We start from the raw sequence: 12,723 nt of genomic DNA, 5'->3' as shown, positions 1-12,723 counted from the left end.
TACAATAGCCGGCGATCCTTCCCCATCGCACGCCCTGCCAGGACCCGACATGGCCCGCATCATTCCCGACGACTGGAAGAACCTCGCCGCCACGGGCGCGGCGGAGCGCGAGCGCGAGACGCTCGCGACGCTCGAACGGATGCTGCCCGACGCCTACACCGTCTACCACGGTGTGCACTGGACGCGCGCCGACCAGAATTTCTCGGTGTTCGGCGAAGCGAATTTCGTGATCGTGAGCCCGGCCGGACGCGTGCTGGTGATCGAGCAGAAGGCGGGCTTCCTGCGCGAAACCCCGAAGGGGCTCGCCAAGGTCTATCTGCAGACCGAACGCAACGTGTCGATCCAGCTCGCGCGCACGCTCGAGAACCTGCATCGGCGGCTCACCGCCGCGTTCGGTGCGGGCGCGTACGGCGTCGAGGAACTGCTGTACTGCCCGGACTACACGGTGAAGAATCCGGCGATCGCGGGCGTCGCGCCCGCGCGGATCGTCGACGCGACGCGCAGGCGCGAATTCGCCGCGCGCATCGTCGATGCGCTGCCCGCCGACGAACCGCCCTTTCCGAGCGTCGCGAAAATCCACCATTTCCTCGCGGACGAGCTGTCGCTGACGCCCGACACGAGCGCGCTCGTCGGCCAGGCAGACACACTCGTCACCCGGCTGTCGGGCGGCCTCGCCACGTGGGCGCGCCGGCTCGAGTTCACGCCATTCCGGCTGCGCGTGATCGCGACCGCGGGCTCCGGCAAGACGCAGCTCGCGGTGCAGGCGATGCGCGACGCGATCTCGGCGGGCAAGCGCGTGCTGTACGTGTGCTTCAACCGGCCGCTCGCCGATCATGTCGCGCGGATCGCGCCCGAAGGCGCGAAGATCGCGAACTACCACCAGCTCTGCGACTGGGTCGCGCGCGACGGCGGCCACGTGCCCGACTTCGGCACGCGCGACGCGTTCGCGCAACTGGAAGCGCGCTTCGCGCACACGCCGGTCGCCGAGCGCTGGCGGTTCGATACGCTGATCGTCGACGAAGGCCAGGACTTCCAGCCGCCATGGGCGGCCGCGCTCGAGCGGCTCGTCGCGCCGGGCGGCGCGTGGTGGTGGCTCGAAGATCCGCTTCAGAATCTCTACATGCGCGACAGCGTGCCGCTGCCCGGCTGGGTGACGCTCAAGGAAACGACCAACTACCGGAGCCCGCGCGACATCCTCGACTACGTGCGCGACGTCGTCGGCGGCGTCGAGCCGCTCGCGACCGAGCTCGCGTCGGGCAGCCCGTTCGGCGGATCGGAGATCTCGATCTCCGCTTACGATGCGACGGACACGGAATCCGCCGCGCAAGCCTGCATCGACGCGACGAAGCGCGCGGTCACGCATGCGCTGGCGCTCGGCTTTCGCAAGCAGGACATCGCGGTGCTGTCGTTCAGGGGACGGGAGGGCTCGGCGTTCACGGCGCTCGACCAGCTCGGCCCGCACCGCGTGAAAAGCTTCACCGGCAAGTACGACCTGTTCGGAAATCCGGAATATCGGGAAGGCGACGTGCTGCTGGATTCGATCTATCGCTTCAAAGGGCAGGCGGCGCCGTGCGTGATCCTGACCGAAGTCGACTTCGACACGTTCGACGCGCGCGCGGCGCGCAAGCTGTTCGTCGGCGCGACGCGCGCGACGATGAAGCTGATCGTCGTCGCGTCGCGGCGGGCAGCGGAGCGGATCGCGCCCTCCGCATGACGGGCGCTAACGCAAGATGGCGCCGAATCGCGTCAGGCGAGGCCGGACGCACGCACGGATCAACCGTCCCGCGCGCCGAAATATCGGGAAATCGGGCAGCGTAAACGTCAGGCGACGCGGAATGCGCCGACCGTGCGGCGCAACCCGTCCGCCTGCTCTTCGAGCGACGCGGCGGCGGCCGCCGCCTGCTCGACGAGCGCCGCGTTCTGCTGCGACACCTGATCCATCTGCGACACAGCGCGGTTCACCTGCTCGATGCCGTCGCGCTGCTCGTTCGACGCGGCCGAGATCTCGGTCATGATGCCCGTCACGCGCGCGATCGCGCGCTGGATCTCCTGCATCGTGTCGCCCGCCGAGCCGACGAGGCGTGAGCCCGTCGCCACCCGCTCGACCGATTCGCCGATCAGCGCCTTGATCTCCTTCGCCGCCGATGCGGAGCGCTGCGCGAGCGTGCGCACCTCGCCCGCGACGACCGCGAAGCCGCGGCCCTGTTCGCCCGCGCGCGCCGCCTCGACCGCCGCATTGAGCGCGAGGATGTTGGTCTGGAACGCGATCCCTTCGATCGTGCCGATGATGTCGGCCACCTTCTGCGAGCTCTGATCGATCTCGGCCATCGTGCCGACCACCTCGCCCACGACCGTCGCGCCCTTCGTCGCGATGTTGGTCGCGGTGTCGGCGCAGTTCTGCGCTTCGCGCGCGTTGTCCGCGTTCTGCTTCACCGTCGCGGTCAGTTGCTCCATGCTCGCCGCGGTCTGCTGCAGCGCGGCCGCCTGCTCCTCGGTGCGCTGCGACAGGTCGGTGTTGCCGGCCGCGATCTGGCGCGTCGCGGTCGCGATCGACTCGGAGCCGTCCGTCACCTTGCGCACCGTGTCGGACAGGCTGCGCTGCATCGTCGTCAGGCCGGTCACGAGCTCGGCCATTTCGTCGTGCGACGTCCAGCGCAGTTCGGTCGTCAGATCGCCGTCAGACAAGCGGCGCAGGTGCGTGAGGATCCGCACGAGCGGCTGTGAGATCGCGAAATGCAGGCCGATCGCGCAGCCGAGGCATGCGGCGAGACCGAACACGATCCCGCCGCCGAGCGCGAGCCGCAGCCACACGTACATTTGCTCGGCGTCGCCGTGGGCCGCCTTGCCGTACGCTGCGCGCGCGTCGTCGAGCGCGGTTGTCGCCTTCGTCCACGCAACCGACAGCGGCGGCGCGACCGTCATCATCAGACGATCGGCATCGTCGTGCCGGCCCGCCTTCAGCGCGTCGATCATCGGCTTGAGCGCATCGTCGACGAGCGCGCGGCGCGCGGCGTTCGCCTGACCGGCGAGCGCCTTCTCGTCGTCGCTGCGGGGCAGCGCGTCATAATCGCGCCAGCCGCGGTCCGACGCGGCCAGGTACTGCTCCGCCTTCGCGATCGTATTCGCGGTGTCGGGCGCCTCCGGATGCAGGATCACGCGATCGAGCGTCGTGCGCGTGATCGCGAGGTTGAGGCTCGACGACGCGAGCGCCGTCTTCGCCGCGAGTTGCCGCGTGTACGCGTCGTCGAGCGCGGCGTTCGAGTTCTGCATGCTGAAGAAGCCGATCACGCCCGTGATCGTCAGCAGCACGGCGACGAGCCCGAGCGTCGAGAAGATCCGGGTGCGAATCGAAAAGCGGGAAAAAAAAGCGTTCATGACCAGGAAAAGCCGTAAGTGGTAGCCGTCGGTTTGGGGGACAGTCGCCGGTATTACGGCCCCGCGCCTGAAAACTTGAGACGCATCAAGCGCTGCGGCGACTTGCCGCGGCGCGCCGCCCGACGGCCGCCGTCACGGTTCGTAACCGCTGGAATATGTTGTGACGAAGCAGATATTGACTAGTCAATCGATTGTTCCTACATTCCGTGTCGCCCCCAACGACGAAACGACGCCTTATGCCTACCGAATCCTCCGCGCTGCCCGCCCCAGCCGACGCCGGCCGCCCGGGCGCGTCCGTGCGGCTCACGATTGCCGCGCTGCTGCTCGTGCTGCTGCTGTCGGCGCTCGATCAGACGATCGTGTCGACCGCGCTGCCGACGATCGTCGGCGAGCTCGGCGGCCTCGAGCAGCTGTCCTGGGTCGTCACCGCGTACCTGTTGTCGTCGACCGTCGTGCTGCCGCTGTACGGCAAGCTCGGCGATCTGTACGGGCGCAAGATCGTGCTGCAGGCGGCGATCGTGCTGTTCGTCGTCGGCTCGGCGCTGTGCGGGCTCGCGCAGGACATGACGCAACTGATCGTTTTGCGCGCGCTGCAGGGGCTCGGCGGCGGCGGGCTGATGGTCGTCACGATGGCGGCGATCGCCGATCTGATCCCGCCCGACGAGCGCGGCCGCTTTCAGGGGATGTTCGGCGGCGTGTACGGAATCGCGACGGTGATCGGGCCGCTCCTCGGCGGGTTTCTCGTCCAGCACCTGTCATGGCGCTGGATCTTCTACATCAATCTGCCGCTCGGCGCGCTCGCGTTCGCGGTGATTGGCGCGGCGTTCAAGCCGCACACCGCGCACGTGCGGCATCGGATCGACTACGCGGGCGCCGCGTTCCTCGCGACCGCACTCACCTGCGTCGTGCTGTTCACGAGCCAGGGCGGCACGATCCTGCCGTGGTCGTCGCCGCAGCTATGGCTCACGCTCGCGCTCGGCCTCGTCGCGACGGCGGGCTTCGTCTACGAGGAACGCCTCGCCGCCGAGCCGATCATGCCGCTCGCGCTGTTCCGCCACCGGACCTTCGTGCTGTGCAGCCTGATCGGCTTCGTCGTCGGTCTGTCGCTGTTCGGTTCGGTCACGTTCCTGCCGCTCTATCTGCAGGTCGTCAAGGGCTCGACGCCGTCGAAGGCCGGCATGCAGCTACTGCCGCTGATGGGCGGGATACTCGCGACGTCGATCGCGAGCGGGCGGCTCATCACGAAGCTCGGCAAGTATCGCCTCTTTCCGATCGCGGGCACGTTCGTCGCCGGCGCGGCGATGCTGCTCCTCGCGACGCTGTCGCTCGACACGCCGCTGCGCGCGATGTACCTGTACATGGCGCTGCTGGGCGGCGGACTCGGCATGGTGATGCCCGTCATCGTGCTCGCGGTGCAGAACACGGTCGAGTTCCGGCATCTGGGTGTCGCGACGTCCGGCGCGACGCTGTTTCGCTCGATCGGCGGCTCGCTCGGCGTCGCCGCGTTCGGCGCGCTGTTCTCGAACGGGCTGCACGCGCGACTCGCGGCCGCGCTGCCGCCCGACGCGGAGCTGCCGCCGTCGCTCGGCCCCTCGGCCGTCCGCCAGTTGCCCGACACGGTGCGCGGCGCGTATCTGCACGCGTTCGCGAGCTCGCTGCACACGGTCTATCTGTGTGCAGCGGCGGTGATTGCGATCGCATTCGCGCTCGCGTGGTTCGTCGAAGACGTGCCGTTCAGGAAAAAAGCGTGACTCGAGCCGCCTGCGCGCGCGGCGGCCCGGTCGATCACTTCGCGTCCCGCTTGCACGGCTGCGGGAATAACTTCAGCTCGTGGCCGACATGCAGCGCGTATACGATGTTGTCGTTGTCGAGGAGCGCGGCCCGCGCGCCGGGCTTGCGACGCGCATCGTTCTTCTTTTGAAGTTCGGCCGGTTTGCTGTTTTGTTTATTCATTTCGTTCAAATCATCGCGGGCATTTTTTCGTGGCGCGCTCGTGTCGAACGACAACGCCGGTTTCCCGCTGCACGCCGCGCGTCTCGGAACGGCCGCGGATTATAAGGCAGTCGACGGCGTTAAGCGAAATCGCAAGGCACCATCGATCGAATCGAGTCGTCTTCGCCGCCGCTGGAAAATCGAAACATGAATGACCGCCCATTGCGCGCGCAATCTCCGGAAATTCCGGCTGCGCGCGATCGCGTCCCTCGCTTTGCGGACATTTTTGAAGGCGCGCATAGTATCGATTCCATCACTCCCGCCCCGTTTTGCGATGAAAGCCTCCGACGCGCCCACCCTTTCCACCGCCATCATCCGCGACGCCGCCGAGCACGACCTCGAAGCAATCCGGGCGATCTACGCGCATCACGTGGTGACGGGCGTCGCGTCGTTTGAGGAGACGCCGCCTTCCGTCGACGATCTGCGCACGCGACGCGAAGCGGTGCTGCGGCACGGCCTGCCGTATCTCGTCGCCGAATTGGACGGCGTCGTCGCGGGCTACGCGTACGCGACGCCGTATCGGCCGCGCAGCGCCTATCGCTACGCGATCGAAGATTCGATCTACGTGAACGACGCACACCGCGGCCGCGGCATCGGCCGCGTGCTGCTCGCCGCGCTGATCGAGCGTTGCGAAGCGGGGCCATGGCGGCAGATGATCGCGGTCGTCGCAGACGGCGGCAGCGGCGGCTCGACGTCGCTGCATCGCGCGCTCGGCTTCGAGCCGGTCGGCACGCTGCGCGGCGTGGGCTTCAAGCACGGCCGCTGGATCGACACCGCGCTGATGCAGCGTGTGCTCGGAGACGGCGCACAAAAACCGCCCTCCGACGCCGACGCCTCGCACTGAAGCGCTCGGTCGCGCTAAAATCGTTGCATGCCGAAATCGAACCCAACCACTCCCGCCGACGCTGCCCCGGACGCGTCGACGTTGAACGAATACACGGTCGACGAGCTCGCGCGCGTGTCGGATACGACGGTGCGCAACGTACGCGCGTATCAGGATCGCGGCCTGCTCGCACCGCCGCGCAAACGCGGCCGCGTCGGCATCTATGACGACACGCACGTCGCTCGCCTGAAGGTCATCAATCATCTGCTCGCGCGCGGCTACACGCTGTCGAACATCCAAGACCTGATCAAGGCGATCGACGACGGCCACGACCTGCGCTCGATCCTCGGGCTCGAAAACGCGATCGGCGGCCGCTGGTCCAACGAGCGCCCGCAATCCTTCTCGCTCGCGCAGCTGATCCAGATGTTCGGCCCGCAGACGCCCGCATCGCTCGGGCGCGTCGCCGAGCTCGGCCTGCTCGAGCGGCGCGGCATGTCGTTCGTCGCGAAAAGTCCGGCGCTCCTCGAAGCCGCGGCCGCGATGGTACGCGAGGGCATCCCGGCGCGCGAACTGCTCGACGCGATCAGCATCACGCGGCCGTATTTCGATGCGATCGCGCGCGTGCTCGTCGAGCTCGTCGTGCGCCGCCTCGATCGCTACGACGAAGGCTCGCTGCCGCCGCCGACCGACGTGCCGGCGCTCGTCGACGCGATCTGGCGGCTGCGTCCGCTCTCGTCGGTGTTCGTCGAAGGCGAGATGAACCGGGCGCTCGAAGCGGCGTCGAGCGCCTATTTGGGCGGCCGCGTCGCGACGATCCTCGACAAGAAGCTGAGTTCCCAGGCGGCGCGCGACGGAGAGTCCGGGTTCGAACGAACCGCGGCGAAGGACGCTCCGAAAAAACGTTAGACGCGCGCGCGTCATATTGATATCGGCAATGCTTGGTTCGCACCGGCGACTGCCCGTGCGACGATTTCCCGACCCGAGCGGCGTGCGCGCCACCCGTTTCGTTCAACGTCGTGGAGATTGCCGATGATTCGCCCTGCCCGCTGGATTCCCCGAACCGTAGCCGCCGCGCTCGCGTCGCTGGTCGCCGTCGCCGCCTTCGCGCAGGACGACGCGGGCGGCAAGGTGCTGCGCGTCGGCTATCAGAAAGCGGGACTGCTCGCTGTCGTCAAGGCGCAAGGCTCGCTCGAGGCGCGGGTGAAGCCGCTCGGCTACGCGGTCAAGTGGTTCGAGTTCCCGGCCGGCCCGCAACTGCTCGAAGCGCTGAACGCGGACAGCATCGACATCGGCTACACGGGCGCTCCGCCCGCCGTGTTCGCGCAGGCGAGTGGCGTGCGCTTCGTCTACGTCGGCGCGGAGCCGCCGTCGCCGCACAACGAGGCGATCATCGTGAAGGCCGATTCGCCGCTCAAGACCGTCGCCGACCTTAGAGGCCGGAAAGTCGCGCTGCAAAAGGGATCGAGCGCAAACTACCTGTTGCTGAAGGCGCTGCAGAAGGCCGGCGTGCGCTACGACGAGATTCGCCCGATCTATCTGCCGCCCGCCGACGCGCGCGCCGCGTTCGAGAGCGGCGACGTCGACGCGTGGGTCGTCTGGGACCCGTACTATGCGGCCGCGCAGCAGGCGCTGAAGGCGCGCACGCTCGCCGACTACACGGGCCTGCCTTCCGCCTACAACTTCTACGAAGCGACGCGCGACTTCGCGACCCGGCATCCGGACATCGTCGGCGCGGTGCTGCAGCAGTTGCGCGAGACCGGCCAGTGGGTCAACGCGCATCCCGCCGAAACCGCCGCGCTGATCGCGCCGAAAATCGGCCTCGATCAGGCGCTCGTCGAGACCTGGGTGAAACGCGTGCCGTACGGCGCGGCGCCGCTCGACGGAAAGATCGTCGCGTCGCAACAGGGCGTCGCCGACGCGTTTCACGCAGCGAAGCTGATCCCGCAGAAGCTGACCGTCGGCGACAACGTCTGGACCGACCGGAACGCCGCCGCCGCGCTCGCGGCGAAATAGGCACGGCGCCTCGCCCGCAGCCGGACAAGTCGATCCGGTTAGAAGGATTCGTCCGTCCCCGATAACGTCTTCTTGCTGATAATGGACGGCCGCGCGGACGTCGTGCGTCGCCCGCGACGCCGCCCGCGCGACCGATAACGAGCTGAGTGCGAGGAGACCGCCCGATCGTGTTGCCCAACCTGCCCCCGCGCACGCGCGGCCTCTGGCTCGCCGCCGCGCTTGCCGCGCTGCTGTACGGGCTGTCGCTCGGCCACGCGCCCTATTCCGGCCAGCCCGCCGCGAAAGCCGCGCTCGGCGCGCTACTGTTCCTCGCAGCGCTGCAGCATCCGCTCGCGCGCGAGCGCGCATGGCTTGGCATCGCATTCGCCGGGTCCATGCTCGGCGACGTGCTGCTCTCGCTTTCCGAATGGCCGCCGTCGTTCATCGCCGGCCTCGGCGCGTTCCTGCTCGCGCATCTCGCGTACTGCGCGCTGTTCGCGCCGTGGCGCGCCGCGCCGAGCGGACTGCGCGCCGCCGCGCTCGTCGCTCTGTGGATCGCCGCACCCGCGCTCTACGCCGCGTTCTTTCCCCATCTCGCCGCGCTCGCCGCGTCGGTCGCCGTCTACATCGCCGTGCTCGTCGCGATGGCAAGCCTCGCGCTGTGCGCCCGCACGCCCGGCCCGCAGGTCGCGATCGGCGCACTCGTGTTCGTCGCCTCCGACGCGCTGATCGGCATCAATCGTTTTCTCGGCGCGTTTTCCGGCGTCGATTATCTCATCTGGGGTTTTTATGCCGTCGCGCAATTGACGATTGCATTCGGCGTGCTGCGCCGCAAATCAAATTAATCGAATCCGCGTCGCAATCCTTAATCTGTGGAGATTACACGCTATTTTGCGACGCAGCATGACGATTTTCCGCCCCACCGCGCTTTCTCCCGCGCAAGCGCATCCGGCGGGCGTCGGCATCCGTTGAATCCCGCGCTTAGAGGGCTGTGTCTACCCGGCTTGCGGTTTCGGCTCTCACGATCTATGGTTACATCAATCAATGTAACAGTAAAAAGTGAGCCCAAATGGAGACGCTTGGATGAACGCGCGCAATATGTCTTTCGATCCGCTCGACAATACAAACCACGAAGAAACCATCGATATCGCCATCATCGGCACCGGTTTTTCCGGGCTCGGCATGGCGATTCGCCTCCGGCAAACCGGCAACCAGGATTTCGCGGTGTTCGAGAAAGCCAGTTCGGTCGGCGGCACCTGGCGCGACAACCACTACCCCGGTTGCGCGTGCGACGTCCAGTCGCATGTCTATTCGTTCTCGTTCGCGCCGAATCCGCGCTGGACGCGCATGTTCGCGCCGCAGCCGGAAATCCGCGCGTACTTGGAAGACTGCGTGCAGCGCTTCAACGTCGGCTCGCATCTGCGCTTCAACCACGAGCTCGCCAACGCGACCTACGATGAGACCGCGCATCGCTGGCACCTGACGTTCGCGAACGGCAAGCGCGTGTCCGCGCGCGTGCTCGTATCCGGCATGGGCGGGCTGTCGCGCGCCGCGTATCCGAACATCCCCGGCATCGAGACGTTCAAGGGCGAGACGTTTCACTCGCAGGACTGGAATCACGATTATCCGCTCGAAGGCAAGCGCGTTGCCGTGATCGGCACGGGCGCGAGCGCGATCCAGTTCGTCCCGCAGATTGCGCCGCGCGTCGCGAACCTCGCGCTGTTCCAGCGCACGCCGCCGTGGATCATGCCGAAGCCGGACCGCCCGGTCAGCGGCTTCGAGCAATGGCTGTTCCGCAATCTGCCGTTCACGCAGAAGCTGCTGCGCGGCGGTCTCTACTGGATGCTCGAATCGCGCGTGCTCGGCTTCGCGATCCATCCGTCGACGATGAAGCTCGTGCAGAAGCTCGCGCTGCGCCACATCGGCAAGCAGATTTCCGAACCGGAGCTGCGCGCCGCGGTGACACCCGACTACACGATCGGCTGCAAGCGGATTTTGATGTCGAACGACTATTACCCGGCGCTCACGCGCAAGAACGTCGACGTCGTCACGACGGGCATCGAGCGGATCGAGAAAAACGCGGTGGTCACGACGGACGGCAAGCGCCATGAAGTCGACTGCCTGATCTACGGCACGGGCTTCCAGGTCAACAACCCGTTCCCGCGCGGCACGATCGTCGGGCGCGGCGGCGTCGACGTCGTCGACGCATGGCGCGACGGCCTGCACGCGTATCTCGGCGCGACCGTCCCCGGCTATCCGAACTGGTTCATCCTGATGGGACCGAACACGGGTCTCGGCCACAACTCGATGGTCTACATGATCGAGTCGCAGATCGAGTACGTGCTCGGCGCATTGAAGGCGATGCGCACCGAGCGCGCGGAAGCGATCGAAGTCCGTCCGCTCGTCGAGCTCGAATACAACAATCGCATCCAGAACAAGCTGAAGAGCGCAGTCTGGTCGACGGGCGGCTGCAACAGCTGGTATCTCGATCCGCGCAACGGCAAGAACACGACGCTGTGGCCGACTTTCACGTGGCGCTTCCGGCAGGAAACCGCGTTCTTCTCGATGGCGGACTACCACGCGTACTACGCGAACCCGCGTCAAAACGCGCAGCCGGCGCCGGCGCTGCCGAACGCCGTCGTCGCGACGACCTCCGCCGAGACGACCGCCTGAGCCCAGACACCACACGAGCCTACGACATGAAATCCTTTTCCAACAAAGTCGCTGCAATCACGGGCGCCGGCTCGGGCATGGGCCGCTCGCTCGCGGTGCAGCTCGCGCAACAGCATTGCCACGTCGCGCTCGCCGACAAGAACGCGGTCGGCCTCGCCGAGACCGAGCGGATCGTCCGCGCGCTCGCGCCGTCGGTGCGCGTAACGACCTGCGTGCTCGACGTCGGCGACCGCGCCGCGATGCACGCCTGGGCCGACGAAACAGCCGCTGCGCACGGCCGCGTGAACCTCGTCTTCAACAACGCAGGCGTCGCGCTGTCGAGCACGATCGACGGGATGGAATACAGCGATCTCGAGTGGATCGTGAACATCAACTTCTGGGGCGTCGTCCACGGGACGAAAGCGTTCCTGCCATACCTGAAGGCATCCGGCGAAGGCCACATCGTCAACACGTCGAGCATCTTCGGGATCTTCGCGCAGCCGGGCATGAGCGGCTACAACGCGACGAAGTACGCGGTGCGCGGCTTCACCGAGTCGCTGCGCCAGGAACTCGACCTGATGAAGTGCGGCGTGTCGGCGACCTGCGTGCATCCGGGCGGCATCCGCACGAACATCGCGCAATCGGCGCGGCTCGCGCAGAACATGGTCGGCTTCATGGTCGAGAGCGAGCAGCAGGGCAAGGCGGACTTCGAGAAGTTCTTCATCACGACGGCCGACGAAGCGGCGCGCGTGATCCTGCTGGGCGTGCGCAAGAACAAGCGCCGCGTGCTGATCGGCCGCGACGCGCGCGGCGCCGACTGGCTCGCGCGCACGCTGCCCGCCGCGTATCAGTCGCTCGTCGTGCTCGCGACGAAGCTGCAGAGCGCCCGCGCGCGCCGCCGCGCGACGCCGGCGCCCGTGCACGCAACGTACAACAACGCAGGCAACCAGGGAGGAGAGCAATCATGACGACACCGCATTTGATGCCGGTCCGGCGCGACATCCGCTTCGCGCTGCCCCCCGATCGCGCGCACGACTGGCACGTCCAGGGCACGCCCGTCACGCACTTCATGAACGCACTGTCGCTGCTGTTCCCGGCGGGCGAGCGCTTCTTCATGGATTCGGTGCGCAACTACCGCGACGAGATCCATGATCCCGAGCTGAAGAAGCAGGTCGCGGGCTTCATCGGCCAGGAAGCGATGCACACGCGCGAGCACATCGAGTACAACGATCTGCTGCAATCGGCCGGCCTGCCCGCGCACAAGCTCGACAAGCGCCTGTGGGCGCTGCTCGGCTACATGAAGAAGGTGCTGCCGAATTCGATGCAGCTCGCGATCACGATCGCGCTCGAGCACTACACGGCGATCCTCGCGAATCTGCTGCTGACGGGCCACGAGCATCGGATCGACGGCTCGGTCGAGGGCTACAAGCAGGTGTGGATGTGGCACGCGATGGAAGAGACCGAGCACAAGGCGGTCTCGTACGACGTGTGGAACACCGTGATGAAGCCGGGTGTGAAGACCTATCTACTGCGCACCGGCACGATGCTGCTGACGACGCTGATCTTCTGGACGGTCGTGTTCGACTTCCACGTGCGCCTGATGTTCGCGCACCGGATGCGCCACGGCAAGCTGAAGGGGATGTGGCGGCTCGTCAAGTACCTGTACAGCCCGAAGAACGGCGTGTTCCCGAGCATCGCGCTCGAATGGCTCGACTATTTCCGGCCGGGCTTCCATCCGTGGGATCACGACAACCGGCAGTACCTGCAGGGCATCGACACGCTGCTCGCGAACATCGAAGCTGCGAACGAGCGCTATGCCGACCAGGCCGCGCCGCGCCGCGTGCCGCTTCATTCGTCGCCGGCGCAGCAGCACGGGTAAGCGGACAAGC

Annotated in this window: 11 protein-coding genes; 9 read left to right on the top strand and 2 right to left on the bottom strand. The window is 67.1% G+C overall.

What is annotated here, in order from left to right; genetic code table 11:
* The first annotated feature begins 49 nt into the window (after window positions 1-49).
* Window positions 50-1,714: an ATP-binding domain-containing protein gene (locus WS70_RS24005; RefSeq protein ID WP_059598464.1), complete on the top strand. Its 1,665-nt coding sequence runs from the start codon at window positions 50-52 to the stop codon at window positions 1,712-1,714.
* Window positions 1,715-1,821: 107 nt separating this feature from the next.
* Here WS70_RS24005 and WS70_RS24000 read toward each other — a convergent pair whose 3' ends face one another.
* A complete protein-coding gene (locus tag WS70_RS24000; protein WP_082716562.1) occupies window positions 1,822-3,375 on the bottom strand; it encodes a methyl-accepting chemotaxis protein in 1,554 nt (517 codons plus the stop codon).
* Between the two features lie 236 nt (window positions 3,376-3,611).
* Here WS70_RS24000 and WS70_RS23990 point away from each other — a divergent pair, with 236 nt between their 5' ends.
* Window positions 3,612-5,126, top strand: coding sequence for an MDR family MFS transporter (locus tag WS70_RS23990; RefSeq protein ID WP_059473956.1), 1,515 nt, complete (start codon window positions 3,612-3,614; stop codon window positions 5,124-5,126).
* Window positions 5,127-5,160: 34 nt separating this feature from the next.
* On the opposite strand, the gene WS70_RS31835 is transcribed toward WS70_RS23990, so the two are convergent.
* A complete protein-coding gene (locus WS70_RS31835; RefSeq protein WP_159082953.1) occupies window positions 5,161-5,382 on the bottom strand; it encodes a hypothetical protein in 222 nt (73 codons plus the stop codon).
* A gap of 259 nt (window positions 5,383-5,641) precedes the next feature.
* Between WS70_RS31835 and WS70_RS23985 the strand changes: the two genes are divergently transcribed.
* The 7 genes from WS70_RS23985 to WS70_RS23955 all read left to right on the top strand — a co-directional run bounded on the left by WS70_RS23985 (window position 5,642) and on the right by WS70_RS23955 (window position 12,713).
* The gene (locus tag WS70_RS23985) at window positions 5,642-6,211 is read left to right on the top strand and encodes a GNAT family N-acetyltransferase (RefSeq protein ID WP_059473955.1); all 570 of its coding nucleotides are present in this window, start codon (window positions 5,642-5,644) and stop codon (window positions 6,209-6,211) included.
* A gap of 27 nt (window positions 6,212-6,238) precedes the next feature.
* Window positions 6,239-7,096, top strand: coding sequence for a MerR family transcriptional regulator (locus WS70_RS23980; protein WP_059473954.1), 858 nt, complete (start codon window positions 6,239-6,241; stop codon window positions 7,094-7,096).
* A 123-nt stretch (window positions 7,097-7,219) separates the two neighbouring features.
* A complete protein-coding gene (locus WS70_RS23975) occupies window positions 7,220-8,203 on the top strand; it encodes a sulfonate ABC transporter substrate-binding protein (RefSeq protein WP_059598465.1) in 984 nt (327 codons plus the stop codon).
* A gap of 167 nt (window positions 8,204-8,370) precedes the next feature.
* Window positions 8,371-9,027 (top strand): lysoplasmalogenase, encoded by a 657-nt coding sequence (locus tag WS70_RS23970; protein WP_059598466.1) that lies wholly within the window; start codon window positions 8,371-8,373, stop codon window positions 9,025-9,027.
* 238 nt (window positions 9,028-9,265) lie between these two features.
* Complete coding sequence (locus WS70_RS23965; RefSeq protein WP_059598467.1) at window positions 9,266-10,855, top strand: flavin-containing monooxygenase; 1,590 nt, start codon at window positions 9,266-9,268, stop codon at window positions 10,853-10,855.
* 26 nt (window positions 10,856-10,881) lie between these two features.
* Entirely contained in the window at window positions 10,882-11,802 is a 921-nt protein-coding gene (locus WS70_RS23960) for an SDR family NAD(P)-dependent oxidoreductase (protein ID WP_059598468.1), read from the top strand.
* The gene (locus WS70_RS23955) at window positions 11,799-12,713 is read left to right on the top strand and encodes a metal-dependent hydrolase (protein WP_059473949.1); all 915 of its coding nucleotides are present in this window, start codon (window positions 11,799-11,801) and stop codon (window positions 12,711-12,713) included. Before WS70_RS23960 ends, WS70_RS23955 begins: the two co-directional genes overlap by 4 nt.
* The last annotated feature ends 10 nt before the right edge of the window (window positions 12,714-12,723 follow it).

Source organism: Burkholderia mayonis, from assembly GCF_001523745.2.
Classification (GTDB): domain Bacteria; phylum Pseudomonadota; class Gammaproteobacteria; order Burkholderiales; family Burkholderiaceae; genus Burkholderia; species Burkholderia mayonis.
The sequence above is the reverse complement of the archived record's forward strand: the minus strand, read 5'-3'. Positions and strand labels throughout refer to the sequence as shown.